This is a genomic window from Blastococcus xanthinilyticus, from assembly GCF_008124835.1.
GTDB lineage: Bacteria > Actinomycetota > Actinomycetes > Mycobacteriales > Geodermatophilaceae > Blastococcus > Blastococcus xanthinilyticus.
In genome coordinates this window covers 109,062-135,920 of the sequence record NZ_VNHW01000010.1, presented here as the reverse complement: position 1 = coordinate 135,920, position 26,859 = coordinate 109,062, and the positions used below count along the sequence as shown (strand labels likewise).

Here is a 26,859-nt window from a genome sequence, read left to right as displayed (position 1 = left end):
CCGCCCGGATCAGTGCGCCGGCGGGACGGTCTTCTGCTCCGCGGTGCCCCCGTCCGCGGCCGACCGGTCGTGCCGGGCGCGCTCGGCCTGGTCCTCCTCGCTCGGGCCGGCGAACGCCTGCGAGCGCCGGCGCGCCTCCAGGCTGCCGGTGAACAGCCCCTCCCCGGCAGCCGGCCCCCGGTCGGCCGGCCGGGCCGGGCGCGGGGCGGTGCGCGGGTCCGGAGCCGGTCGCGGCCCGCGCCGCCCGGCGACCTCGTAGCCGGGCGCGCCCTCGTTGCGGACCCTCGGCAGCGCGTGCGGGGCCTCCCGCTGCAGCCAGCCGACCAGCCCCTCCCGGACGGCGCAGCGCAGGTCCCACAGCGTCCCCGCGTCCTGGGCGCTGACCAGCACCCGCACCCGCACCAGGGAGCCGACGGCGTCGGTCACCTGCAGGACCTTGACCCGCTCGTCCCAGTTCTCGTCCCCGGCGACGAGCCGGTCGAGCTCCTCGCGCATGCGGTCGAACGGCGTCGTCCAGTCCACGTCCAACTCGACCGCGCCGAGCACGGCGGACTCCTTGCGCGTCCAGTTCTCGAACGGCGTGGTGGTGAAGTACGTCGAGGGCAGCACCAGGCGCCGGTCGTCCCAGACGTGCACGACGACGTAGGTGAGGGTGATCTCCTCGATCCGCCCCCACTCCTCCTCCACGACGACCACGTCGTCCACCCGGATGGCGTCGGTGAACGCCAGCTGCAGGCCGGCGAAGACGTTGGCCAGCGAGGTCTGGGCGGCCAGGCCGGCGACGATGGAGATGACGCCCGCGCTGGCCAGGATGCTGGCGCCGGCCGCCCGCGCCCCGGGGAAGGTCAACAGCATCGCCGCGAGGGTCAGCACGGCGACGAGGACCACGACCAGCCGGCGCAGCAGCGAGATCTGGGTGCGCACCCGCCGGGCGTGCCGGTTGTCCGCGACGTCGACGTCGTAGCGGGCCAGCCAGGCGTCGGCCGCGACGAAGACGGCCACCGCGACCAGCCAACCGACGGTCGCGATCACCGCCAGGGCCAGCACGTGGACGACGACCTCCGTCCAGTCGCCGAGGTCGTCGGCCGCCTCCAGGACCACGGTCAGCGCCACCAGCACCAGCAGCGCGCGCAGCGGGGTGCGGCCCCGGCGGGAGAGGTCGGCGGTCACCGGTGAGCCGCGGCCCACCCGGCGGACGACGACGCCGATGAGCACGCCGAGCAGCCAGGCCGCCAGGGCCGCGCCGACCAGGACGAGGGCGACCTGCCAGGGCTCCGACGGGACCAGCCCGGAGACGCCTTCGACGGCCTCGTCTGGCCCGACCGGGTCGGTCGCGGGGGCGGACAGCGTGGCGGCCAGCGGACCGGCTCCTCTCAGGATCAGCGCAGGTGAGCGGGGTCCACGCTAGCCAGCCGGGCGCCGTCCGTCAGGCCGGCGTCCCCCCGTCGGGTCGGTGCGCCGCGGCGTCCAGCTCCCCGGCGTAGCGCCGCACCGCCTCCCGGAGCGCGTCCTCCACGTCCCACCCGCGCGCCTCGGCGGCGGCCACGACGGCCAGCAGCCGCTCGCCGAGCGCCTCGGGGCTCGCGTCGGCCAGCTCGGCCGGCTCGGGGGTGGGCAGCCCCACCCGCCCGGCCCGGCGCACCAGGGCCGCGCCCCACGAGGCGGCGGGCTGGGAGCGGGAGACCCCCTCGGTGGGCGAGCGGCGTTGCTTCTCCGCCTTCTTGATCTCCTCCCAGCCGGCCTCGACCTGCGCCACGTCACGGGGTCCGGCGTCGCCGAAGACGTGCGGGTGCCGGCGGACCAGCTTGTCCACCAGGTCACCGGCCACGTCGTCGACGTCGAACCGGCGCTGCGGCGCGGCCTCGGCGGCCACCCGGGCGTGGAAGACCACCTGGAGCAGCACGTCGCCGAGCTCCTCCCGCATCCCGACCGGGTCGTCGTCGACGATCGCGTCGTAGGCCTCGTGCGCCTCCTCCAGCAGGTAGCCGCGCAGCGAGGCGTGGGTCTGCTCGGCGTCCCAGGGGCAGCCGCCGGGCGAGCGCAGCCGGTCCATGACCGCCACGACGTCGAGCAGCCGGGCCCCGGCGGGCTCCGGGGCGCCGTCGACGGGAGCCGGGCCGTCCGCTCCCCCGCCGGCCGGGACGAGGAGCACGACGTCCCCGGGCAGCCGGCCGGCCGCGGCCCGGTCGGGCACGTCGGCGACCGCGAAGCCCTCGGCCCGCAGCACCGCGGCCGTGCCCGCCGCACCCGGCAGGGCGGCCAGCGGGCCGCCGGCCGAGACCGCCCGCCACCCGGCGGGGCTCAGCAGGCCGGGGAGCCGGGGGCTGACGCTGACGGCGAGGGTGATCGGCACCCGCTCAGTCTGCCGAAGGGCCGGCGACACCGTCCCCGACGATGTCCACGACGCCACCGGTCGGCGGCGCGAGCCGACCGTCCTCGCCGAGGACGCCGTACCGCGGGTTCACCGTGATGCCCAGGTCGTCCCGGACGTCGGCGAGCAGCGGCTGGACCTCCTCCTCGACCGCCTGGCCGGCCTCCGCCTCCAGCTGCGGGCGCAGCTCCTCGAACGACGGGTAGGTCGTGCCCGCCCGGAAGGCCACCACGACCCCGCCGGCCTCGGGGACCGGCACGGTGAACGCGGTGCCCGGGGCGGCCGTGACGAGCTGCTGGCCGAGTGCGGGCGGCACCTGCGCGGCCGGCGCGCTGTCCAGCTCGGCCAGCGTGTACTGGCCGGGGAACCGGGCGGCCACCGCCGGGTACCCGGCCGGGTTCGCGGTCAGCTCGGCGGCAACCGCGTCCGCGGTGGCCTGGTCGGGCACCGTGACGTAGCCGAACTCCACCTGCGCCAGCTGCTCGCGCACCTCGTCGTAGCGGGCGCGCAGCGCCGTCTCCTCCAGCCCCTCGGCACCGCCCTGCGCCGCGGCGATCTCGCGGCGCAGCAGCAGCTGGCGCACGCCCTCGCGGAGGTCGGCGGCGGTCGCGCCCTGCTGCTGCGCGAGCTGCTCGTACACCTGCTCGGGGTCGTCGTCGCCCAGCAGCAGCTCGACCTGCCGGGTGACCTCGCCCTCGCTGACCGAGACGTCGTAGCGCCCGGCGGCGGCGTCGTGCACCTCGGCCTCGAGGAGCTGGCCCAGCACCCGGCGGGTCAGCTCGTCCGTGCTGTCCCCGACGACGGGGGCCAGGTACTCGTCCGACAGCCGTTCGGCCACGGCCGCCTCGAGCTCGTCGACGGAGATCTGCTCGTCGCCCACGTACGCGGCCACGTCGGGGGCCGACCGGCACGCCGACAGGCCGGAGACCGTGACGGCCAGGAGAAACCCGGACACGACCACCCGGCGAGCTCGGATTTTCAGCACGCCCGCAGGTTGCCACACCCGGGGTGACGCACGGCGTCGACGGTTGCGGCGAGTTCGTGCGCGCTTCACTCAGTTGACTACGGCCAGCACCGCGTCGGCGATCAGCTCCTGTCCCGCGTCGGTGGGGTGCACGTCGTTCGGGTAGACGAGACCCGCCTCGACCGGATCGCCACCGGTCGCCTCGGCCTTCTCGCGGAAGGCCTCGTAGCCGTCCGCGACGGCAGCGTCGTGGGCCCTTGCCACCGTGTCGATCACTTCGGCCAAGGCCCGGAGCGCCTGCTCGATCGCGTCATCGGCGGTGGGAACGTAGTACGTCACGACGACGAGCTGCCCTTCGTAACCCGCCTTCTCGCGCAGCGCCGACAAGATCGAGTCCAGGTTCGTCTGTACCGACCGCGCGAATGCCTCCACGTCCGTTGCAGCAGTGCAGCGACTCCGGGTGGATCGCTGGCACCCGAACGCGTCATTCGCACCGAGCTGCACCGTCACCAACTCCACGTCGTCAAGCTCAGCGAGCTTCTCCAGGGCGAAGTCCAGTTGCGACTGACCGGCCGACCCGTATGACAGGTGCAGCGGGTACGAGTCCCGGTAGCCGCAGCCGCCGTCCCGGAAGGACACCGTCGTCTCTCCGGGACACGCCGCGTTGCTCACGGCGAGGCCGAGCTGCGCACCGACCAGCTGTGGATACCCGACGAAGTTGTCGGCGTCCTCGTACGCGTCCCCTGCGCCGTCGTACGACCCGAAGGGAAGTGAATCGCCCAACGCCAGGTAGCTCCCGCTGGTGCGCAGGCTGCTGGCAGCGAGGCCATCCGGCGCCTCGGACGAAGAACACGACGCCGTGACGAGGACGCAGACGGCCGCCCCGAGAGCGACGAGGTTCCATCGAGTCCGAATGCCCATTCCTCCACATCCCATGACTCGGCGACGGCCCGTTCGGCCGACGCAGCGAGCGCCCACGCTAGGTTTCTTCGCCGGGTACGGGGGCGCGACTCGCTCATCGGGGTCAGTCGCTCGCAATTGCATCCATCCTCTTCCGCCCTCTTCCGCGCCGCCGGGGCCCTGGCCTCGGTGCTCGACGCCAAGACGATCACCGCCACGATCCGCGTCCGGCTGATTAAGTTCTCCGGCCGACCCGCTCCGCTCGCCGGCTACGCACCACGATTTCGGTACCGGCCGTGGGAGACCGCCTGGCCCCAGCTCTTCACCACCGCCTGCGGGCCACCAGGCACAGCCACCACTTGACCGCCCCAGCCGCAGTGCGGCGTGAGGAACGACACGAGGTGGAGCAGCCGGATACGACCGGCAGACCACTCATGCCCTCCACGCATCCACCCCGCCACGACCAAGATCAGGAAAGTAAGACAGTCAGCCAGCGGAATCGGGGTGAGCCGACTTTGGCAACGTGCGCGGTTTGACGCGGTTGGTCCTGGGGATGGCCGGGACCGGCGGCACCGGAGCCGCGCGCTGACCGGCCGGCTCCATGAAGCTCCACTCGCCCCCGGCCGGCGGGCGCGCCACCGAGGTGGGCACCCTCGCGACCGCGCCGTCGGACACCCCGGGGCGCGCCGCCACGGCCGACGGAGACGGGGCGGCCGACCCGGTCGGCCGCCGGTGGGCGGCATAGCCGTAGTCGTAGCCCTGGGCGTGCGCGGCGGCCAGCTCCCCCTTGAGCGGGACCATGTTCAGCACGACGCCCAGCAGCTTGGCCCCCACGCGCGTGATCGCTACGCCTGCCTCCGCGAGCTGCTCCATCCGGGTACTGCCGTGGCGCACGGAGAGGAGGACGCCGTCGGTGTGCGCGGCCAGGCCCCAGGAGTCGGCGACCGGTAGCAGCGGCGCGGCGTCGACGATGACGTAGTCGTTCTCGCTGCGCAGCTTCTCCAGCAGCGCCGCCATGCTGCTCGAGCCGAGCAGCTCGCTCGGGTTCGGCGGAGTCGGGCCCGCAGCGATGACGTACAGGTCGCGGTCGCCGACCTGCTGGGCGACGTCGTCGACGTCGGCGGTCCCCGCCAACAGGTTGGTCAGGCCGACGCCGGAGACCAGCTGCAGGTACTCGGTCACCTTGGGACGACGCAGATCGGCCTCCACCACGGTGACGCGGCGGCCGGCGTCGGCGAGGGCGATGGCGAGGTTGATCGCCATGGTGGTCTTTCCCTCGGCGGGAACGGAGCTCGACACCATGATGACCTCGGGAGGGTCGTCGACGCTGAGGAACTGCAGGTTGGTGCGTAGCTGCCGGTAGTGCTCGGCAGTGCGGCTCTCCACCTGCTCGAACGTGTGCCGTTCATCCAGAGCGTCGTCCCGGAAGACGATGCCGATCACCGCGGCGCCGGTGAGCTCCTCGACGTCCTCCTGGGTGGTGACCGAGCGGTCGAGAAGCACCCGGGTGATCGCGAGGGCGGCACCGGCCAGAAGTCCGAGGACGGCGCCGAACAGCGCGTTGCGCACCGTCAGCGGAGGCGAGGGGGCGAAGGCAGCGCCCGGCTTGTCGGTCTGGGCCACGTACACCGGGGATTGCGCCTCACCGGTGGGATTCTCCAGGTCGGCGACGAGCTCGGGGAACTCGATGCCGATCGCCTCGGCGATCTCCTCTGCCCGGTCCGGGGTGGAGTCGCTGACCGTCACGTCGATGAGGATGGTGCCGGTGACGGTCGAGGCGGAGACCTTGCCCGCCAGCTCCTCCGGAGCCATGTCCGAGTCCAGCCGCTGCGCGACGCGCTCACCCAGCTCCTTGCCGGTCAGCAGGTCGGCGTAGGACGCCACCCGCTGCTGGGCGAGCTGAGAGCCCTGAAACGCCTCGGAGGTCGATGCCGATTCCGTCGTGGAGACGAAGAACTGCATGCTCGTCGAATAGCTGGGGCCCACGACGAAGCCCACGCCGAATCCGAGAAGGGCGCCGAGAACCAGACCCGCGACGGAGAATTTCCAGCCCTTTCGCAGGGCGGACCACACAGCCCTCGGATCCACGAACTACCCCCATGTGTGAATTGGCCGGAAAGGCCACTGCCACGCCCATTTTCTCTGGACACAGCGTGCCACGGCTGGAATGCGCGCGTCCCCCGATCCAGGGACTGCCTGCACCATTCGGGTGATGTCTAGGCGACCGACACCCCACCGGCGACCTCGGCCGGCGCAGGAGCGCCGGCGCGCTGCGGACGGCGACGTCCGGAGAGCTGGACCACGAGCACGGTCAGCTGCGCCAGGACGATCGCCCACGCGCCACCCGGTGCACCGAACTCGTGCGCCAGGGAACCGACGGCGACGACGGAGACGCCGGCACCGGCAGCGGTGCTGCGGAAGATGTGCGCGGTGCGCCCGGCCGGCGCCAGGACGTTGAAGTTGATGGACGACGTCAACGAGTACAGCGCCAGCGCGATGCCGACCGGGATGGCGACGCCGTAGCGCACCTCCACCTCACCGGCGAAGAGCACGTCGTCGACGAGTGGCAGTCCGATCGCGAGAACCGCGCCGACGAGCACCCCGGAGACCGAGGTGGCGAGGACGGACAGCTTCATTCGGCTCGCCCGGCTCTCCCGGGGCGACTCCGACACCCACCCCTGGAAGGCGTTGAACAGCGGTTGGATCGCCGACTGGGCGAGCTTCTGCAGCCGGTCGCCCGCGGCGAAGACGGCAAGCGCGTCGTGCGCGACGCCGGCCACGATGCTGGTGGGCACCGACTGGGAGACGGCGACGACGACGTCGCTGCCAGCTGCGAAGCGCTGGGTGCGAAAGGCAGCGAACGCCTCCGACCAGGTCTGCGCGGAGAACGAGATCGACGCCAGCTTCACCGTGAGCCAGCCCAGGGCCAGCACCTGGCCGGCCAGGAAGACCACCGGGTAGTAGATGGGGTCACCGGTCGCGAGCACCAGCGCGGCGGAGCCCGAGACCGCCAGCAACCGTGGCACCGTCTCGTACCGCGCGGCGTGACCTGCACGCCCCGTGCCGACGAAGAACCAGAACGCCGAGAGCCCGAACGTCGCCGTCGCCACCGTCGTGAGGGCGGCGAGCAGCACCCGGCCGTCCGGCGCCAGGAAGGCGGCGACCCCGGCCGCCGCCGGAACGAGGATCACGGCGAGCATCAGTCGCGACAGGGTGCTGACCCACAGCAGACGGGCCCGTTCGGCGGGGCCGAGGGGCGCCAGCAGGGTGGGCCCGGTGAACCCCCAGCCGTACTGCAGGACGGTCGCCGCACCCGCGCCGAGGGCCTGGCCGAGCGCGACAGCGGCCCAGCCCTGGGCGCCGGCGACCGAGGCGATGACCGGGATGATCACCACCGAGGAGACCAGCGAGATCAACGGCAGGCTGGCGAAGGACGCGAGCCGCCGCCACGGCAGCGTCGCGCGGACCGCCGGCCCCCCGTTGCTAGAGGGAGCAGCCATGCTCGTCGGCCAGCTCCGTCCATGCGTCGGCGGTCGCCTCGATCGAGAAGCGGGCGATGTGGCGCTGCATCTCGTCGAGGCCCGGCGTGCCGGCCAGTTCCGCGGCGCGCTCCTTCAGCAGGACGGCGAGCGCATCGGCCTGGCCCACTGGGAACAGGCTGAGGATCTCAGGTCGGTCGCCCAGCGTCTCGGCGATCTCCGCCGGACCCAGGGCGGCTGCGCTCACCACGGGCACACCGACCCCGATGGCCTCGAGCAGGACGAGCCCAAGCGCCTCCGAGTGCGAGCCGTGGACCAGAAGGTCGGCGTCGCGGACGAGTTCGTAGGGCCGGGGGGTGCCGCCGTGAGCCCGGACGACGACTGGACCGTCGACCGGCAGGGAGTCCAGCCACCCACGGAGCGGCCCCTCGCCGATGACGTGCCACTCGACCTCCAGGCGGGAGGCGAGCAGCCCTTCGTAGACGACATCGAGACCCTTGAGGGGCACCAGCGAGCCGACGGTGACGACCTTGAGCGGGCGCACCCGCTCGGCGGCAGGTCCCTGCGCCTCCGCGGCGGCGCGGAGGGCCAGGAGGTCGACGGCAGGGCTGATGACCCGGGGACGGCGCTCGAGACCGTAGACGCGCACCATCGCGTCGGCCACCCGCTCGGTGTTCGCCACCACGACGTCGCTGCGGCGGTAGATCGGCCGCACCAGCCGCTGCTTGAGCCCGCCGAGCCGGATGAACCGAGCGTGCTCAGAGGGATCGAGGTCCTCGTAGTAGACGAACGTGAAGTCGTCGTCCCGGCGCCGCTCGGCCAGGGCGCCCGCGAGCACGCTGCCCCAGAGGTGCAGCGACACCATCGACTTCTCACCGTCCCGGAACTTCCGGTCCAGCAGCGATCGCAGCCGCCGGGCGACCACGGGGGTGAGTAGATGGTTGTCCAGCCCGAGCGCCTCGATTCGGACGTCGGGGTGCAGCTCGGGCAGCAGGCCGCCGACCTTCTCGTGGAGGACGACAGCGGTGCGGTTCCCCCGCCGCTGCAAGACGTTGGCGAGCAGGACGGTCTGCCGCTCCGCGCCGCCGAAGCGGAGGTGCGGTTGCACGCTGATCAGCACGGTTCCCCGTTAGGCAGCGGGTCGGCCGGCGACGCGCGCCGAAGCGCCACCTGCAGCCCGGAGGGGCTCGCCACCCAGGCCGGTGACGAACTCGGTCAGCGCCCGCCTCATCCGGAGCGCGCGCACGACGTCGATGCTGTAACGCCGCCACAGCCGGCGCGGTTCCCGCACCAGCCGGACGAGCCAGTTCAGCCGCAGCGGGTAGGCCCAGGCCGGGTAATAGTCGCCGTCCCCGGCGTACTGGTCCAGCCAGCCACCGCAGGTGGAGATCAGCATCCCGGACATCGCGAGGCTCAGGACGTAGAAGTCCTGACGCGGAGCGCCGAGCCCGACGATCACGAGCTGCGCACGGGCCGCCCGCAGCTGCCGCCGCAGGACTGCGGGCTCCGGCAGGCCCTCGTAGCCGTCGCGGATCAGGACGACCCGGTGGTCGCTCTGTTCCTCGATCGCGGCGGCCACCGTGCGCAGCGTCTCCTCGGTGGAGCCGATCAGCGCGATGCGCAGGCCACTGGTGCGCGCGAGGAGCGCCGGCATGACGAGGTCGGCGCTGGTGCGCTCGCACTCCGCCTGGACGAGGCGGCACAGCAGGATGCCGTCCAGTCCCACGTAGTCGAAGCAGTCGAGCGGCACCTCTGCCTGCATGGTCTGCAGCGCCGTGTAGTGGTTGAGCCAGGTGAGCGTGCCGCCGACGCCCGCCGCCAGGTTGTCGGCGAGCATCTGGGCGAACCGCTCGGCGGGTTCGACAGGGACGGGGACCACCGTCACCATGACGACCGCCGGGGGTCGCCCGCAGAAGCGGCAGCGGTGTCGGCCGCACCGTCCACCGGCGTGGGGATCGTCGGGTCGGCGGGCCGGCCTGGTGCGGCACCCAGGACCTTCGCAGGCACGCCGACCGCGACCATGCCGGCCGGCACCGACCGGGTGACCAGCGTGTGGGCGCCGATGACGGCGTCGTCGCCTACCGTGACGTCCCCGATGATGCTGGAGTTGGCGCCGAAGTAGACGCGGTCACCGATCACCGGTGCGCCGGGGTGCGGGAAGGCGACGCCGGCGCCGCAGCCGGAGGCGACCGCGACGTCGTCGCCGAGGCGTGCGTCGGGGTGGAAGATCACGCCGCGTCCACCGTGAGCGAGGACCAAGCGGCGGCCGCAGGCCAGGCTGCCCGGAATCTCGACCCCGATCCCGAGACGGGCGAAGGCGACCACCGGCAGCGAGACGATGCGGGCGACGGCAGCGGCCGGCCCGGACGCTCGCACGCCGAACTGGTTCAGCCGAAATGCCACGACCGCGGCAACACTCAGCAGGCCGCCGCGACGGCGGTTCACGTTGATGTCCTCAGCCATCCACTCGACGAGTTCTTTGAGTGAGGCCGGATGTGTCGCCGCCATCGGGAATCCTTTGTCGTCGCGTTAGTCTTACGACCCGGGAATTGACGAGTCGCACATCACGAGAAGCGACTAGAGCTAAGTTGATTCCGGACGGAAAAGCCCTGGTTTAGAGCCCTTCATCACCCCCATGGGGGAGGTCGACTCGTCCCCCGGACAGGCGAATCGCTGTACCCGGACGCATTCGGCGCGCTCTTCTCACGGGCGACAAGCGGCACTGACCCGGACTTTTCGGGGTAGGCGGGCGCACGCGACTCTCCCGGTGCGTGGCGCAGCCATCCGGTAACTCTCAGTAAGAAATGGGCCCCTCGCCCTCACTCCATAGACGGAGGAACCCCAGCAGAGGGCCAGATCGGGCAGCAGCCCACTTACTGTCCGTGCTCTTACCGAGAGATTCAGACGCACCGAGGGGGACCATCGTGGCTGGCCCGTTGTCCGCAAGGAACCCGGCCGAGGCACTGCGCCGTCATCGGCGCGGCGACGCCTCCGGGCGCAGGTTCCGCCGGCCGGGTCTCGTCCGTGCCCTCGTCGTCCTCGCCGGGATGGTCGCCGCGGGCTGCCTGACCGCCGCTCCGGCCAGCGCGGCCACCTGCGGGGCGGGTGCGGTGAACGTCGTCGCCCACCCCGACGACGACTTCTTCTTCGTCAACCCGGCGATCCTCAAGGACATCCGGGCCGGCCGCTGCAGCACCACGATCTACGTGACCGCCGCGGACGCGGGCGGCACCGACGCCTACTACCAGGGCCGCGAGGTCGGCGCCCGAGCCGCGTATGCCCAGATGGCCGGCGTCGCCAGCAACTGGACCACCTCGCGCGTCACGTTCGCGGGCAAATCGGTCGTGCGCAGCGAGCTCGTGGGCCGGCCGGGTGTCGAGCTGTACTTCATGCGCCTGCCCGACGGCTACCCCGAGGGAACCGGCAGCCCGCGCTCGGACTACACCAGCCTCCAGCAGCTCTACACCGGCGAGATCCCCGCCCTCTTCACCGTCGAGAGCTCCCCGGCGCAGACCTACACCCGCACCGAGCTGGTGACGTCGCTCGGCGAGCTGATGGCCTCGGCGTCCCCGTCCGTGGTCCGCTCGCTGGACCACCTGGGTGACTTCGGAGACGGCGACCACAGCGACCACTACGCGGTGGGCCGGCTCGCGGCCGAGGCGCGCACGCTCTCCGTTCCCTCGGCCGGTTTCACCGGTTACATGGGTTACGACAGCGAGGAGCTGCCGGCCAACGTCGTCGGCACCGACCTCGACGCGAAGCGGGCGGCGCTGTTCGCCTACGCCGCCCACGACTCCGCTGTGTGCACCTCGGTGCAGGAGTGCGCGTGGGGCGCAGAGGGTGCGTGGCTGCAGCGCTCCTACCTCGCCTCGGGTGAGGGCGCGGTCGAGCCGCCCCCGAGCCTGGGCATCAACGTCGCCTCCCGGGCGACGGTGACCGCCTCGTCGCAAAACACCGAGACTCAGCAGACCGCGGCCAAGGCGGTCGACGGTCTCGTCGACGGGTGGCCCGGCGACCACACCGCCGAGTGGGCGACGCAGGGCGAGGGTGCGGGCAGCTGGCTGCAGCTGACCTGGGCCTCCCCCGTCGCGCTCAACCACCTTGTCCTGCACGACCGGCCGAACGACTCCGACCAGGTGACCGCCGCGACGATCACGTTCTCCGACGGCTCCACGATGACTGCCGGCGAGCTCGAGAACAGCGGCGCCGCGACCCAGGTGAACTTCACCGCGCGCACCACCACCTCGGTGCGCATCGACGTCACCGCGGTGAGTGGCAGCACGGCGAACGCCGGCCTGTCTGAGGTCGAGGCCTTCACCGACGGCTCGGCGCCGGACCCGGAGCCGGATCCCGAGCCGCAGCCCCAGCCGCCCCTCGGATCGAACGTGGCCGCGTCCGCCGCCGTGACGGCGTCGTCGCAGAACACCGAGACCGGCCAGACAGGGGTCAAGACCGTGGACGGCGTCATCGACGGCTACCCCGGCGACCACACCGCGGAGTGGGCGACGCAGGGCGAGGGTCCGGGCAGCTGGCTCCAGCTGACCTGGGCCTCGCCGGCGACACTCACACGGCTGGTGCTGCACGACCGACCGAACGAGTACGACCAGGTCACCGGAGCCACGATCGCCTTCACCGACGGCTCCACGGTGAACGTCCCGGCGCTCGACAACGCCGGCGCGGCCGCCGTGGTCGACTTCCCGGCCCGTGCCACCACGTCGGTGCGGATCACCCTGACCTCGGTCAGCGCGTACACGTCCAACGCCGGCCTGTCCGAAGTGCAGACGTGGACTGCGGGGAGCACGCCCGACCCGGAGCCGCAGCCCGAGCCCGAGCCCGAGCCCGAGCCGGAGCCGGAGCCCGAGCCGGAGCCGGAGCCGGAGCCGGAGCCCCAGCCCGAGCCGCAGCCCGAGCCAGCTCTCGGCACGAACGTCGCCCCCTCCGCGACGGCGACGGCGTCCTCGGAGAACACCGAGCACGGCCAGACGGCGGCCAAGGCCATCGACGACGTCATCGACGGCTACCCCGGTGACTACACCGCCGAATGGGCTTCCCTCGGTGAGCGGGCCGGCGCCTGGCTGCAGTTGGACTGGACCGCTCCGGTCGACCTGACCCGAGTGGTGCTCCACGACCGGCCGACCGAGTGGGAGCACGTGACCGGGGCGACCCTCACGTTCTCCGACGGCTCGACCGTCGCCGTGCCGGCGCTGGACAACGCCGGCGGTGCGGTCGCGGTGGACTTCCCTGCCCGCTCGGTCAGCTGGGTGCGCATCACGCTGACCTCGGTCGGCGAGTGGACCGGCAACGCCGGGCTGTCGGAGGTCCAGGCCTGGACGGCGCAGGCCGACGTCACTCCGGCAGTGGCCACCGCGCCTGCTCCCCCGGTCCCCGCATCCGCTGCCCGTACCGCTGTTCCGGAGGCGGTGGCGCCCCCGGTGACCGAGCCGACCCCCACCCCGGGGGAGGCCATGGTCCACGAGACCCCGGCCGATGCCGGCCGCGAGCCGCAGGGCGAGGCGAACGTCTCTTCGGGCCTACCTGCCCTGGAGTGACACACCGCTGAACGAACGGAGGGGAGGACGGCTGCTCGCCGTCCTCCCCTCCGTTCGTTCGCGTACGCCTCACGGGAGCGTCCTCCGCCGTGACGACCGCGCGTGGTGGTGGGCCCCGTTGTGCCGGGAGGCCGGCGGCCTACGGCACGGTGCGGACGACCCGACGCCGGACAGCAGCAGCGCGGCGGGATACACCCGGCCGTCGACGGTCCTCTCCCTTATCGACCGGCCACCGACGCCGGCGCCCGCGCTCCGGTCGCGGCGACGTCGCGACCGGAGGACCGCTGCGGTCCAGGCCCATGGCGATGGCCAGCAGGATCGCGGTGAAGACGCTGTTGAAGGCCGAGACGGAGAAGGCACTGGCGGTGATGGGCGCCAGGAGCGCGAGCGCGTCGCGGACGCTGACCCCGGAGCGGCGCAGGCCGAGCCAGACGAGCGCGTACAGGAGGACGAGGCCGAGGATCCCGTGGTCGAACAGGGCGCGCAGCACGAACGAGTGCAGGATGACCGAGTAACAGATACCGGGGTCGGTGGAGCTGAACAGCGGTGCGTAGTACGACAGGTCGGCGCACGCGCCGGAGGACAGCGGCGTCAGCGGGGCGGACCCGGTGAAGAACTGCCAGACCGGCCAGCTGTCGACGTCGTCCAGATACACCTGGAGGAAGTTCAGCCGGTCCAGGCTCGACAGACCACCGTCCTGGCTGAGCCGGCTGGTGATGACCTCGAAGACGGCGTAGCCGACCGCCGCAACACCCGCGATGTGCAACGGCCAGGTGCGGTTGCTCGTCCGGACGTAGAGGAAGACGTAGACCACGAGCAGCGCCAGCGCGGCGCTCCGGGACCCGGACAGCAGCACGGTGGCTGCGAGAGCGAGGAAGAGCCAGTTCCGGCGTTCGCCGAGGTGTGGCCAGGCCAGGTAGACCAGGCCCATCAGCAGGATCAGCTCGAAGTTGTTCTCGATGTAGACGCCCGGCCGCTGCGCAAGGCCCAGGACGACGGAGTAGCTGTACTTCAGCAGGAAGACGCCGACGAGCACGGTCGTGAAGTGCGCCAGGCGGCGGGCCGAGAAGACCTTCTTCCCGACGAAGAACGCCAGCGCCACGAGGTAGATGTAGGCCTTGTAGGCCTGCACGAAGTCGACGACGCTCGCCGAGCTGTAGGTGAACCAGGTCAGCGTTTTCACGAAGACGTACAGGCCCCCGAGGACCAGGATCGGCCACGCACCCGCCGTGAGACGGACGGCCAGGAGCGCGGCGCAGCCAATCAGCGCCAGCTCGAGCAGCGAGCCGGCGGGCAGCAGGTTGTAGTTGTACTCGCCGGGCGAGACCACGCCCGTGACGGCGAGCACCAGCAGCGCTCCGTAGAGGACCCGTTCGGACCAGCTCGCCCGGTCGGCCGTCCCCGCGCCGCCCAAAGCCCGCCGCCGGATCCGAGCGCCCCTGCCGCGACCGCCCTCGACCCCCGCGGTCACCTCGGGGCCGGGGCCGGCCGGGGCATCCACCGGGTGCGAGGAGTTCAGCGGTGCGGGCACGGTGGTCTGCGATGTCCTTCCCGGTCGTCGCGTGCAGCAGTCGGGCGGAGCTGTGCCCGGCCTCCTCTCATCGGCAGGTCGGGCGACCTTCCTTAGAGGAGTTCCAGCCGGATCCGCGCCGCGGCGGCACCGGTGTTGGTGACCGCCACAGTCAGGACCAGCCCGTCGGCCGTGACGTCGGCGGTAACGCGCAGCCGTCCGGTGGGCCCGAACTCGGCGCCGATCCGGTCCTCGGGCGCTGCCAGGGCGACCTCGGAGCCGGCGTCGTCCCGGCTGACCAGGACCAGGGCCTCGGCGGCCCCGCGGACGCCGGACCCGTCGCTCCGGGATGACAGCAGCAGCCGATAGACCCGCCCCGGGCCGTCCGGGTCGCCGGCGTCCACCGCGAACTCGGCCGGCTCGGTGGACCCGCCCTCCACCACGATCTCCGCGGCGCCGATCCGCACCTGGGTCCCGGAGGCGCTCTGCAGGCCGGGGCCGGCGTTGAGCAGTTGCGTCCCGCGGAGACCCGGCGCGGGGGTCGCGATGGCGGTTCCGGACGTGGAGCCGGTGAGGTCGTTGCCGATGATCGTGACGTCGGTGCCGCCGTCCGCACGGAGGGCGACAGCGGGTGAGTCGTAGCCTTTCGTCCCGCCGTCGTCCCTGCCGGAGTTGGTGCTGAGCCCTGTGACGACGAGCGCCGTGCACCCGGCGTGGAAGAGGTGGCAGTCGTCGTCCGGCATCCCCTCGGCGAGCCGGCCGTTGCGGCGGAGCACCGCGCCCACGATCGTGCCGTGCGAGCACTCGACCAGCCGGACGCCGGCCTTGCCGTTGCGGTCGATCACTCCGCCGATGAGCACGTTGTGCTCGGTCTGGAAGGCCCGCAGGCCGCAGCCATCGTTCCACTCGATCTTGTTGCCTAGGAACGTGTTGTCGTTGGCGCCAGAGCCCAGCGAGATTCCGTCGCCCGCGTTGGCGTTGATCACCGTGCTCTGCACCATCGAGTCGACGATGTCCTTGATGCCGATCCCGTTCTGGTGGATCTGGCACTCGGTGAGGATGCTGCCGCTGACGTAGGTGGCGTCGAAGCCGACCGATGCCTCGGCCATGGTGACCCGCTCGAGGACCACGCCGATGCCGGCCGGCCGGACTGCCGGCTGGGCCCGCCCCTCCCCCTCGACGGCGATGTCGGTGACGACGCCGAGCTCGCCGACGGTCAGCACCGGTCCGGGTGAGTCGGCGGAGCGCGCCCGCAGCCGGGCTCCGCTCTCGGCCCGGTCGGTGTAGGAGCGTCCCGACGGCCCGGTGAGAAACTGGCCGTGCCGGAGTGTGATGCCGTCGACCAGGTAGAGCCCCCCGGGCAGCCACAGCTGCGCACCCTCGGGGGCGGCGTCGATGGCGGCCTGCAGCGCGGCGGTGCTGTCCCCGGTCCCGGAGACGTCGATTTCCGGTCCGGCGAGCACCGTGACGCCGGTGGGTGCCTCGATCGAGGTCGCCTCAGAACCGCGCAGGCCGGGGAGCTGCGTGGCGGCCGCGGCGCCCACCGCGGTCCCGCCGGCGAGCGCGGCGACGACGAATCCCCGTCGGCCCAGCGCGCGCCGACCCGGCGCGGGCGGATCAGGAGGAGCGGTCACGTCCGCGAGTCGGCCGTTGCGCCGAGGAGTGCGGCGAATCGGCCAAGGACGGGACGCGTCGCGGCGGCGATGGTCTCCCCCACCGCGGCATGCACTTCATCCGGCTGCCCGATGGGATCCACGACGTCGTCCGCGGCGCTGCTCGGGCGCAGGGCCCGGGCCTTGGCCATGCGCTTCACGAGGGCGCGGGCGCGGTCGGCGGGATCGCCGTCGGGAAGTTTGACGTCCGGGCCGAGAAGGTCGATCAGGCTAGCGGCCTCGACGAGCGTGAAAGTGCGCGAGAGCGCGCGGGGGGCGCGCGCGAGGACGTTCTGGCGGTGATACCGGGTCATCGTCAGCGTGAGGTCGGCCGAGCCGACGATGCCGTCGGTCAGCTGCTGGGCGCGAAAGTCGGCGGGGTCCCCGCCGAGGACGCGCAGAACACGGGCGCTCGCGGGGTCCATCCCCGAGCCGACGACGGCCCGGGTACCGGCACTGTCGAGTCGGAGAACCGTGGGGTCGGGGAGCACCCGGGACAGGTGGGCCTGGCCGACGCGTTCCGCCAGCGGGGAACGGCAGATGTTCCCGGTACACACCACGAGCACGGTGAAGGGAACGGTAGCCACCATGCCGTCCATTCTCCGGGCCGATTCCTCACAGCGAACGGAACAGCGCATCCGATGCCCATTCCGGGTAGGGCATGTCAGGCATTCGAGGGACACGCGGGATGCTCGACGTGGAGCCCCGGTCCCCAACGACCGGCACGACTGGCGAGGGGGTCGGGAGACGGGTGCTACTACGGCTGCTGGAGGACGGCCTTCAGCAGCGAGTGCAGATTCTCCAGCAGGGGAACGTCGCGCAGCGGGGTGCGGCGGTCCGGGCCGACCGGCACCTTGAGCGAGAGGGTCCGCACCGCCGCCTTGTAGGAGGCGCCGTCGGCCATCCGGGCCAGCCGCATTTGCTTGGACTCCGGTAGGTCCACAGGGCCGATGCGGATGCTGCGCCCGGTCAGCGAGACCTCGTTGACGCCGAGCGCGCGCATGGCCACCCGGAACCGGGCGACGGCCAGCAGGTTGAGCACCGGCGCCGGCGGGGCGCCGTACCGGTCGGTGAGCTCGTCGAGGACGGCCTGGGCGGCGTCGTCGTCCTGGATCGAGGCCACCTTCCGGTAGGCCTCCATGCGCAGCCGCTCCCCCGGCACGTAGTCGTGCGGCAGGTGCGCGTCGACCGGCAGGTCCACCCGCACCTCCACCGGCTCGGCGGGCGCCTCCTCGCCGGTGACCTGCGCGCGGTAGTCGGCCACCGCCTCGCCGACCAGCCGGACGTAGAGGTCGAAGCCGACGCCGGCGATGTGCCCGGACTGCTCGCCGCCGAGCAGGTTGCCCGAGCCGCGGATCTCCAGGTCCTTCATCGCCACCGCCATGCCGGCACCGAGGTCGGTGTTGTTCGCGATGGTGGTCAGCCGGTCGACCGAGGTCTCGGTGAGCGTGCGGGTCGGGTCGTAGGTGAAGTAGGCGTAGGCCCGCTCCCGCCCACGGCCCACCCGGCCGCGGATCTGGTGCAGCTGGGAGAGCCCGAAGGTGTCCGCGCGGTCGACGATCAGGGTGTTGGCGTTGGGGATGTCCAGGCCCGACTCGACGATCGTCGTCGCGACCAGGACGTCGTACTCCTTCTCCCAGAAGCCGACCATGATCCGCTCGAGCTCGTGCTCCTTCATCTGGCCGTGCCCGACGGCGATCCGGGCCTCGGGCACCAGGGAGCGGATCTTCGCCGCCGCCTTGTCGATCGACTGCACCCGGTTGTGGATGACGAAGACCTGCCCGTCGCGCAGCAGCTCGCGGCGGATCGCGGCGGCCATCTGCTTGTCGTTCCAGGCGCCCACGTAGGTGAGCACCGGGTGCCGCTCCTCGGGCGGGGTGAGGATTGTCGACATCTCCCGGATGCCGGTGAGGCTCATCTCCAGGGTGCGCGGGATCGGGGTGGCCGACATCGACAGCACGTCGACCGCCGTCCGCATCGTCTTGAGGTACTCCTTGTGCTCGACGCCGAAGCGCTGCTCCTCGTCGACGACGACCAGCCCGAGGTCCTTCCACCGGGTGGTCGGCTGCAGCAGCCGGTGGGTGCCGACGAGCACGTCGATCCGACCGTCGGCGAGCTCGGCGAGGATCTGCCGGGTCTCGGCGTCGGACTGGAACCGGGACAGCACCTTCACCGTCACCGGGAACTGGGCGAACCGCTCGGCGAAGGTCTTGAAGTGCTGGTTGGCCAGCAGCGTCGTCGGCACCAGGACGGCGACCTGCTTGCCGTCCTGCACCGCCTTGAACGCGGCGCGGACGGCGATCTCGGTCTTCCCGTAGCCGACGTCGCCGCAGATGATCCGGTCCATCGGCACCGACTGCTCCATGTCGGCCTTGACCTCGTCGATCGCGGCCAGCTGGTCGGGCGTCTCCTGGAACGGGAAGGCGTCCTCCAGCTCGCGCTGCCAGACGGTGTCGGGGCCGAAGGTGTGGCCCGTCGTCGCCATGCGCGCCGAGTACAGCCGGATGAGCTCGCCGGCGATCTGCTTGACCGCCCTGCGGGCCGAGCTCTTGGTCTTCTGCCAGTCGGCGCCCCCGAGCTTGGACAGCGCCGGGGCCTCCCCGCCGACGTAGCGGGTCAACTGGTCGAGGGCGTCGGTGGGCACGAACAGCCGGTCCGGCGGCTGGTTCCGCCGCGACGGCGCGTACTCGACGATCAGGTAGTCGCGCTGGCCACCGTTGACGGTGCGGCTGATCATCTCGATGTAGCGGCCGACCCCGTGCTGCTCGTGGACGACGAGATCGCCGGGCTGCAGCTGCACCAGGTCGACGGCGTTGCGCCGACGAGCGGGCATCTTCACCGCGTCGCGCATCGAGGTGCCGCGCTGACCGGTCAGGTCGTGCTCGGTGAGCAGGGCCAGCCCGATGACCGGGAAGGCGAAACCGGCCTCGAGGTTGCCCTGCGTGACCGAGGTCAGCCGGGGCTCGGGTGCGGTTTCCACGCCCGGGACCAGGGCGGCGCCCAGCTCGGCCTGCGCGAACTGCTCGGCGGCGCGCTGGGCGGGGCCCGGGCCGGCGAAGGTGACCACGACCCGCCAGCCCTCGCGGTGCCAGCTCCGCATCGTCTCGATCGCCTTGGGCACGTCGCCGGCGAAGCGGTCGACGACCGTGGCGTCGAGGGTGACCTGGTGCTCGTCATCCTCGGACTGGACGGTGAACGACCCCGTCGTCCACCACGGCAGGCCCCGGCCGCGGGCGGCGGCCTCGACGTCCGCGAGGTCGCGGAAGGTCGACGCCCCGAGGTCCAGCGGCGCCTCGCCCGCCTCGGCGGCGGTGGCCCAGGAGGCGGCGAGGAACTCCTCGGCGGTGCGCACGAGGTCCACCGAGCGGCTGCGCACCCGCTCGGGGTCGCAGACCAGCACGTGCGTGCCCGCCGGCAGCAGGTCGGTGAGCAGCTGCATGGCGGAACTGTCCCCACCCTCCCCACCGGTGTCCCCGATGAGCGCCGGCGTCAGCGACTCCATGCCCTCGACCGCGATGCCCTCGGCCAGCTTGCCGAGGATCTCCAGCAGGCCGGGGTGCTCGACCCCGAGGGCGGCGGCGCGGGCGCGCACCTCGTCGGTGAGCAGCAGCTCCCGGCACGGCGCCGCCCACAGCCGGTCGGGGCGCTCGTCGAGGGACCGCTGGTCGGCGGCGGAGAAGTAGCGCAGCTCGTCGACCTCGTCGCCCCAGAACTCGACCCGCACCGGGTGCGGCTCGGTCGGCGGGAAGACGTCGAGCAGCCCGCCGCGGACGGCGAACTCGCCGCGCTTCTCGACCAGCTCGACCCGGGTGTAGGCGGCGTCGGAGAGCGCGCGGGCGATGTCGTCGAGGTCGGCGGCGTCGCCCGGCTTGAGCTCGACCGGCACGAGGTCGCCCAGCCCCGGGGCGAGCGGCTGGAGCACGCTGCGCACGGGGGCCACCAGCACGTCGACGGTGCCGTTCTCGCCGGGGTGCGTGAGGTCGCGCAGCACGGCCAGCCGGCGGCCGACGGTGTCGGCACGCGGGCTCAGCCGCTCGTGGGGCAGCGTCTCCCAGGCGGGGAAGGTCTCCACCCGCCGGCCGGGGAGGAAGCAGCGCAGCAGCTCCGCGGTGACGTCGGCGTCCCGCTCACCGGCCGTGACCACCAGCACCGGGACGTCGCCGCCGCGGGCCAGCGCGGCGGCCACCAGCGGCTGCACCGACGGCGGCGCGGTGACCGACAGCTCGGCGTTCCCGGCGGCGGCGACGACGCGGGCCATGCCGGGGTCGGTGAGGACGACGTCGAGCACGCCGCGCAAGGTCACGGGCTATTCACTCCTGAGGGTTCTGCGGGCCGCGCGCACCGTCCATCGCGGCGGGGGCCGCCCCCGAGGTTAGTCCGAGTGGCGCGGGGCGTCGGCGAGGCGGCTTCCCGGACGAGTGACCCGACGTCCTCCCTCAGGCTGGTCCACCTGCACTTTCGCCACTTCGAGGGACGTCCCGGGGGTGCCCGCGGTGACACCCTCGGAGCATGCCGGTCACCGTCGGAGGACGTCGCGCTCCCGCGGGTGGTCCCCGACCGCCCGCGCACCTGCGTTCGCCCGAAGTACGGGTCGTCCCCCTGGCCGCCGACGACCGCGCGCTCGAACGGGAACGGCTGCTCCTCGCCCCTGCAGAACGGGCGCACGCCGACCGGGGAACGACGTCGGTCGCCCGTCGCCGCGCGATGCTGCGCGCCGGGCTGCGTCGACTCGTCGGCGAGGTCCTCGCCGTCCCCCCGGCGACGGTCCCCCTCCGGTCGGGCTCCCACGGCCGCCCGGAGCTCGACGTGGACGGCGTGGACGTCGCCTGTTCCCGGACCGGTGACGTGGGACTCATCGCCGTCGCCGCCGGGCTGCGGCTGGGGATCGACGTCGAAGCGATCACCCCGTGGCACGACGACGTGCTCGACGAGGACTGGCTCTCCCCCGCGGAGCAGCACGCGCTCCGGTGGCTCGATCCCGGCGCCAGAGCCGCCGCCGCGACCCGCTGCTGGACTCGCAAGGAGGCGGTGCTCAAGGGCATCGGCACCGGAATGACCGACGCGGTCGCGGACCTCGAGGCAGGCATCGGCGAGGACGTCGTCCTCGTCGCCGGCTGGCGGGTCCACGACGTCCCCGTCCCGCCCGGTGCGGTCGCGAGCATCGCGATGCTCCCCGTCGGCACGGACCCCTTCGGCACGCCCACCCCAGAGCGGAGCTCCCATGGCCACGCCCACCACTGAGACGACGGGCACCGGTCACCCGGTGCCCGGCACCCAGCTGGCCGGGTTTCGGAGTCGCTGCGAGGAGCTCACCGGCCTCGATCTGGGCGACCCGGAAGCGCTCCACGCCTTCTCCGTCGGACACCCGGACCTGTTCTGGCGGACCCTCCTCGACTGGACGGCACTCCCCTGGTCCGGGTCCGCGGAGCGCGTACTCACCGGCTCCGACGTCGAGACCGCACGCTTCTTCCCCGACGTCCGCCTGAACTACGCCGAGGCCCTGCTGCAGCCTCTCGACGGTGGCGACGACGATGCACCTGCCCTCACCGGCGCGCACGCGGGCCGGCCATCGGAGACCTATACCCGTCGCGAGCTCCGGGAGGCGGTCGAGCACGGCGCCGGTGCACTCGCCGGCCTCGGCCTGACGGTCGGGGACCGCGCCGTCCTTGTCGCCCCGAACACCGCGGGCGCCGCCGTCGCGGCCCTGTCGGTGGCGGCCCTCGGGGCGACGCTGTCCACGTCGACACCCGACATGGGCCCCGGAGCCCTCCTCGGCCGCTTCGAGCAGGTGGAGCCGGCACTGCTGGTCCTGGACCGCACGTCGATGGACGACCCCGACGAGGCGACGCGCGCCCTCCTCGTAGGGTTGCCCACGGTCCGGAGCCTGGTCGTCCTGGACGACGCCCCGCTGCCCGACGTCCCCGCCCTCCCCGTGCACCGCTGGGCCGACCTCGTCACCGCGGCGGCCGACGGCCCGCGGGTGGAGTGGCCCCGCCTGCCGTTCGATCACTCGCTCTTCGTCATGTTTTCGTCGGGCACCACCGGCCCACCCAAGGCGATGGTCCACGGGGCAGGCGGCACGCTCCTGGAGCACGTCAAGGAGCACCGGCTGCACGGGGACCTCCGCGCCGGCGAGACCCTGTACTTCCACACCACCACCGCGTGGATGATGTGGAACTGGCAGCTGTCCGCCCTGGCCGTCGGCGCCCACGTCGTCGTCTACGACGGCCCGATCGCCGGGCCGCACACGCTGTGGGAGCTGGCCGCCGAGCACCAGGTGGCGGTCCTGGGCACCAGTCCGCCGTACCTGCAGATGTGCCAAGACGAGAACTACCGGCCCGTCGACGCCGTCGACCTCCACGCGCTGAGGGCCGTGCTCTCCACCGGCGCCGTGCTGCACGACTGGCAGTTCGACTGGGTCGCCGAAGCGGTGGGACCGCAGCCCCTGCAGTCCATCTCCGGCGGCACCGACATCATTGGCTGCTTCGTCCTGGGGCACCCGGAACTGCCCGTCCGTCGCGGGCGCAGCCAGGCACGCAGCCTCGGACTGGACGTCGTCGCCGTCGACGAGACCGGCGCGGAGGTGGTCGGCTCCGTCGGCGAACTCGTCTGCCGCAGCCCCTTCCCGTCGCGTCCCGTGCACTTCCTCCGCGATCCCGACGGCAGCCGGTTCCACGGCGCGTACTTCGCCGATCATCCGCGCGTGTGGACCCACGGTGACCTGGTGGACTTCGATCCCGACGGCTCGGCCCGCGTGCACGGCCGGTCGGACGGCGTGCTGAACGTGAACGGCATCCGGATCGGCCCGGCGGAGATCTACACGGCCCTGCGCGAGGTGACCGCTGTGACGGAGGCCATGGCCGTCGAGCAGCGCGATCCCGTGCACCCCGGCTCCTCCCGCATGGTGCTCCTGATCGTCCTCGCCGACGGCGCCCGCCTCGACGGCGCTCTGGAACGGGACATCCGGCGCACGCTGCGCCGGAAGGCGTCGGCGGCGCACGTGCCCTCGCTGGTCGTCGCCGTTCCCGAGCTCCCGCTGACGCACAACGGCAAGCGCTCCGAACGGGCTGCGCGCGACGCCGTCAACGGGGACCCCGTGGCCAACGAGGCGGCGCTGCGGAACCCCGCCAGCCTCACCGCCATCCGGAACGCGGTGCCGGGCCCGGAGGCAGTACCGCTGGCGCCAGAGACCGTTCCGGCGCCGCGGACCAGCGGCGACGTCCCCGGGCCCCAGGTCCAGGCGGCGGTGGCCCGGATCTGGCGCGAGACCCTCGGGCTGTCCGCCGCCGATCCGGAGAGCCACTTCTTCGACCTTGGGGGCACCTCCCGGCAGGTGATGAGCCTGCTCCAGCGGCTGCGCGCCGAGGTCGGCCGCGAGGTCGCCATCAGCGACTTCGTCCCCCGGCCGACGCTCGGCGAGCTGGGAAGGCTGGCCGGCGCGGCCGTGGACGCGATCCCCGATGCCCCGGCGGCGCCGACCCACCCGTCGTCCTTCCGGGAGCTCCTGCAGTGGATGGCCGAGGACGCCCAGGTGAACCGCCGACGCGGCGGAGGCGCGCTGAGCGTCCTGGCGGCCGGCATCTTCCGGCTCAACCACTACGGCACGCGCCACACGGGGGTCGTGGCATCGACGGTCCGGGTGGCCTCGCTGCCCCTGGTCGCCTTCGCCCGCCTGGGGCTCAACTGCGAGCTCCCGGGCGGTCTGGCCTGCGGACGCCGGCTCGTCCTGGCCCACGGCGGACGCGGCATCATCGTCGTCCGCGACGCGGTACTCGGAGACGACGTTGTCATGGCTCCGTATGCCTCGGTCGGTGCCGCCTACCCCACTCCCGGTGCGCCGGTGATCGGGAACGGCGTGTACCTCGGCGCGCACGCCACGGTGCTCGGGCCCGTCCGGATCGGAAACGGCGCCTTCCTCGGGGCGCGCTCCTTCGTCCTCCGGGACGTGGCTCCGGGCGGGGTCGCACTGGGCGTCCCCTCGGAGATCGTCGAACCGCGCTGACGCCCCGGCAGAGGGGCCGAACGCCCGACGGCGGCGAGCGGCTGCGGTAGCAGCCGGCTCGCCGCCGTCAGGCGGTCCGGGGTCGCGCCGCGTCAGTAGGCGCCGCGGGCGCGCGTGACCGCTGCGAAGGTCTTCCAGAGGATCTTGGTGTCCAGCGCCAGCGACCAGTTCTCGACGTAGCGCAGGTCCAGGCGCACGGCCTCTTCCCACGGCAGGTCGCTTCGGCCGGAGATCTGCCACAGACCGGTCAGGCCCGGCTTCACGAGCAGCCGCCTGCTCACCGACGAGTCGTAGCGGGCGACCTCACGCGGCAGAGGCGGCCGCGGGCCCACGAGCGACATGGTGCCGCCCATGACGTTGAGCAGCTGGGGCAGCTCGTCGAGCGACAGCCGACGGAGCCACCGGCCGACCGGGGTGACCCGGGGGTCCCGACGCAGCTTGAACAGCAGCCCGTCGGAGATGTTGGACTCGCTCAGCTCGTCGACGCGGTTGTCGGCGTCGACGACCATGCTGCGGAACTTCAGCATCGTGAACGAACGGCCGTTGATGCCGATCCGCTCCTGCCGGAACAGCACCGGCCCCGGGCTGGACAGTCGCACGGCCAGGGCGATGCCGACCAGGAGGGGGGACAGGACCACGATCGCCAGGGCGGCGGTGGTGCGGTCGAAGGCACCCTTGACCATCCGCTGCCAGCCCTCGAAGCGCGGCTGCTCGACCGCCAGGAGCGGCAGGCCCTCGAAGGGCCGGATGTGCAGGCGCGGACCGGCGACCTCGATAAGGCCGGGGGCCACGAGCAGCTCCATCCCGCTGCCCTCAAGCTGCCACGACAGCTGCCGCAGGTACTGGGCCGCGGTCTCGCTGGCCGAGGTCACGGCGATGGTGTCGGCACCCAGCCGGGTGGCGAGCTCCACGACCTGGTCGAGGCCCCCGACCGGGACATCGGCGGCGTCGGTCACGCGCGACCGGTCCGCGGGCGGCACGCAGAGAGCCACAACGTCGAGGCCGGCAGAGTGCTCCCGCTGGAGGAGGCGGCGCAGCTCGAGGACCGAGCCACCGCGTCCCACCACGACGACGCGCTTGGTGCACAGACCGCGGGTGCGCAGGTGGCGCAGCTGCCAGCGGGCGGCGACACGGCCCAGCAGGGTCACCAGGACAAGGGCGGGCAGGGCGACGAGCACGAGGGAGCGGCTGAGGTCCAGCGCGCCCACGTAGGAGACGAGCGCGGCGAGGGCCACGAGCATGAACCCGGCGCGGCCGACCCGCCGGTACTCGTCGCTGCCGGTGCCGTACACCCGCTCGGAGTAGGCGCCGGTGGCACCGAGGAGCACCGGCCAGGCGACCAGGAGGACCAGCGCGGCCCAGAACAGCCGGGTGCTCGGCGTGATCTGGTCGGCACGGGCCAGGAGCACCGCGGCGCCGGCGGCGCCGGCCAGCAGCGTCTCGACGATGACCAGCGCGGCCGTGTACGAGCGTACCCAGGACGGCGCCGGGCGCCGGGTGAGCGGGCGCGGACGGGCACCGGCGTCAGCCCTACCGGGAAGCCCCGGCAGGATCACCTCGCCGGAGCTCGCCTGCTGGCGATCCAGAAGCATGCGTCCCCCCGAACAACATCACACACCGTGACCAAGCTGGTACATACGGTCAGCGTCCAGGCTTTTGAGCAGCCCTTTCGCACCCCGCGCCGGTGCACTTGCCCAGCCACACTCACAGAGCGTTATGATCGGCGTCAACGCGCGGCGGCACTCTTCACCCGAACGGACCGGGCATCGGCCCCGGTCGCTCCGGGGCGTGCTGCGCCCCGGGGTCAGGTGCGGGGGTGGACCTGGTTCTGGGCGGCCTCCAGGCCGAGCTCCAGCAGCGTCTCGGCGGCGTCCGCAGCCTCGACGACCAGCAGCTCCAGCTCCTTGCGCTCGGTCCCGGAGAAGTCCTTGAGGACGAAGTCCGCGGGGTCCTGCCGGCCGGGCGGGCGGCCGATGCCGACGCGCACCCGCAGGTAGTCCTTCGTGCCGGCGCTGCGGCTGATGGAGCGCAGGCCGTTGTGGCCGCCCTCGCCGCCCCCGCGCTTGAGCCGGACCGCCGAGAAGGGGATGTCGAGCTCGTCGTGGAGGACGACCAGCTGCTCGGCGGCCAGCTTGTGGTAGTCCAGCAGCCCGCGGACCGGCCCGCCGGACTCGTTCATGTACGTGAGCGGCTGGGCCAGGACGACCCGGCGCCCGGCCAGCCGGCCCTCACCGGAGAGCGCCCGGGCGCGCGCGCCCTTGCCCGCGGCGAGCCGCACCCCGGCACGGCGGGCCAGCTCCTCGAGGACCATCGCGCCCACGTTGTGCCGGTTGCCGGCGTACCCCGGCCCGGGGTTGCCGAGGCCGACCACCAGGAAGGGGCCCTCGTGGGGCGCGGACGCCGCAGGGGCGCCGGCGGTGCCGGCGCCCCTG

Annotated in this window: 19 protein-coding genes; 4 read left to right on the top strand and 15 right to left on the bottom strand. The window is 72.8% G+C overall.

What is annotated here, in order from left to right; all coding sequences use genetic code 11:
- Positions 1-9 precede the first annotated feature (9 nt).
- From BD833_RS15855 to BD833_RS23050, 9 genes are all read right to left on the bottom strand, one after another.
- Positions 10-1,215 (bottom strand): mechanosensitive ion channel family protein, encoded by a 1,206-nt coding sequence (locus BD833_RS15855; RefSeq protein WP_243737706.1) that lies wholly within the window; start codon positions 1,213-1,215, stop codon positions 10-12.
- 211 nt (positions 1,216-1,426) lie between these two features.
- Positions 1,427-2,353, bottom strand: a complete 927-nt coding sequence (locus BD833_RS15850) for a nucleoside triphosphate pyrophosphohydrolase (RefSeq protein ID WP_166534106.1) — start codon at positions 2,351-2,353, stop codon at positions 1,427-1,429.
- Between the two features lie 4 nt (positions 2,354-2,357).
- A complete protein-coding gene (locus tag BD833_RS15845; protein ID WP_166534105.1) occupies positions 2,358-3,356 on the bottom strand; it encodes a SurA N-terminal domain-containing protein in 999 nt (332 codons plus the stop codon).
- 69 nt (positions 3,357-3,425) lie between these two features.
- Complete coding sequence (locus BD833_RS15840; protein ID WP_166534104.1) at positions 3,426-4,256, bottom strand: SGNH/GDSL hydrolase family protein; 831 nt, start codon at positions 4,254-4,256, stop codon at positions 3,426-3,428.
- Between the two features lie 465 nt (positions 4,257-4,721).
- Positions 4,722-6,233 (bottom strand): tyrosine-protein kinase domain-containing protein, encoded by a 1,512-nt coding sequence (locus BD833_RS15835; protein WP_166534103.1) that lies wholly within the window; start codon positions 6,231-6,233, stop codon positions 4,722-4,724.
- 218 nt (positions 6,234-6,451) lie between these two features.
- The gene (locus BD833_RS15830) at positions 6,452-7,735 is read right to left on the bottom strand and encodes a lipopolysaccharide biosynthesis protein (protein WP_166534102.1); all 1,284 of its coding nucleotides are present in this window, start codon (positions 7,733-7,735) and stop codon (positions 6,452-6,454) included.
- Positions 7,719-8,834 (bottom strand): glycosyltransferase, encoded by a 1,116-nt coding sequence (locus tag BD833_RS15825; RefSeq protein WP_166534101.1) that lies wholly within the window; start codon positions 8,832-8,834, stop codon positions 7,719-7,721. Before BD833_RS15825 ends, BD833_RS15830 begins: the two co-directional genes overlap by 17 nt.
- A 9-nt stretch (positions 8,835-8,843) precedes the next feature.
- Positions 8,844-9,593 (bottom strand): WecB/TagA/CpsF family glycosyltransferase, encoded by a 750-nt coding sequence (locus BD833_RS15820; protein ID WP_166534100.1) that lies wholly within the window; start codon positions 9,591-9,593, stop codon positions 8,844-8,846.
- A 2-nt stretch (positions 9,594-9,595) separates the two neighbouring features.
- On the bottom strand, positions 9,596-9,946 hold the full coding sequence (locus tag BD833_RS23050; RefSeq protein ID WP_166534099.1) for a DapH/DapD/GlmU-related protein: 351 nt from the start codon (positions 9,944-9,946) through the stop codon (positions 9,596-9,598).
- A gap of 12 nt (positions 9,947-9,958) precedes the next feature.
- Here BD833_RS23050 and BD833_RS23045 point away from each other — a divergent pair, with 12 nt between their 5' ends.
- Together BD833_RS23045 and BD833_RS15805 are read left to right on the top strand one after the other, a co-directional pair.
- Positions 9,959-10,201, top strand: a complete 243-nt coding sequence (locus BD833_RS23045; RefSeq protein WP_166534098.1) for a hypothetical protein — start codon at positions 9,959-9,961, stop codon at positions 10,199-10,201.
- A gap of 449 nt (positions 10,202-10,650) precedes the next feature.
- Positions 10,651-13,263, top strand: a complete 2,613-nt coding sequence (locus tag BD833_RS15805; RefSeq protein WP_166534097.1) for a DUF7402 domain-containing protein — start codon at positions 10,651-10,653, stop codon at positions 13,261-13,263.
- 139 nt (positions 13,264-13,402) lie between these two features.
- On the opposite strand, the gene BD833_RS15800 is transcribed toward BD833_RS15805, so the two are convergent.
- The 4 genes from BD833_RS15800 to mfd all read right to left on the bottom strand — a co-directional run bounded on the left by BD833_RS15800 (position 13,403) and on the right by mfd (position 20,728).
- Positions 13,403-14,794, bottom strand: coding sequence for a hypothetical protein (locus tag BD833_RS15800; RefSeq protein ID WP_166534096.1), 1,392 nt, complete (start codon positions 14,792-14,794; stop codon positions 13,403-13,405).
- A gap of 92 nt (positions 14,795-14,886) precedes the next feature.
- Positions 14,887-16,407, bottom strand: a complete 1,521-nt coding sequence (locus BD833_RS15795) for a right-handed parallel beta-helix repeat-containing protein (protein WP_166534095.1) — start codon at positions 16,405-16,407, stop codon at positions 14,887-14,889.
- Positions 16,404-17,024 (bottom strand): arsenate reductase/protein-tyrosine-phosphatase family protein, encoded by a 621-nt coding sequence (locus tag BD833_RS15790; protein ID WP_166534094.1) that lies wholly within the window; start codon positions 17,022-17,024, stop codon positions 16,404-16,406. The genes BD833_RS15795 and BD833_RS15790 overlap by 4 nt, the downstream gene beginning before the upstream one ends.
- Before the next feature lie 158 nt (positions 17,025-17,182).
- The gene (gene mfd, locus BD833_RS15785) at positions 17,183-20,728 is read right to left on the bottom strand and encodes a transcription-repair coupling factor (RefSeq protein WP_166534093.1); all 3,546 of its coding nucleotides are present in this window, start codon (positions 20,726-20,728) and stop codon (positions 17,183-17,185) included.
- Positions 20,729-20,934: 206 nt separating this feature from the next.
- On the opposite strand from mfd, the gene BD833_RS15780 reads away from it, so the two are divergent.
- Positions 20,935-21,666 carry a 4'-phosphopantetheinyl transferase family protein gene (locus tag BD833_RS15780; RefSeq protein ID WP_166534092.1) on the top strand — a complete coding sequence of 244 codons (732 nt, stop codon included), beginning with the start codon at positions 20,935-20,937 and terminating at the stop codon, positions 21,664-21,666.
- Positions 21,647-24,427, top strand: coding sequence for an acetoacetate--CoA ligase (locus tag BD833_RS15775; RefSeq protein WP_166534091.1), 2,781 nt, complete (start codon positions 21,647-21,649; stop codon positions 24,425-24,427). The genes BD833_RS15780 and BD833_RS15775 overlap by 20 nt, the downstream gene beginning before the upstream one ends.
- Positions 24,428-24,519: 92 nt before the next feature.
- Here the strand turns inward: BD833_RS15775 and BD833_RS15770 are convergent, their stop codons facing one another.
- On the bottom strand, positions 24,520-26,019 hold the full coding sequence (locus tag BD833_RS15770) for a sugar transferase (RefSeq protein WP_166534090.1): 1,500 nt from the start codon (positions 26,017-26,019) through the stop codon (positions 24,520-24,522).
- A 212-nt stretch (positions 26,020-26,231) separates the two neighbouring features.
- On the bottom strand, positions 26,232-26,798 hold the full coding sequence (gene pth, locus BD833_RS15765; protein WP_243737705.1) for an aminoacyl-tRNA hydrolase: 567 nt from the start codon (positions 26,796-26,798) through the stop codon (positions 26,232-26,234).
- Positions 26,799-26,859: the final 61 nt, after the last annotated feature.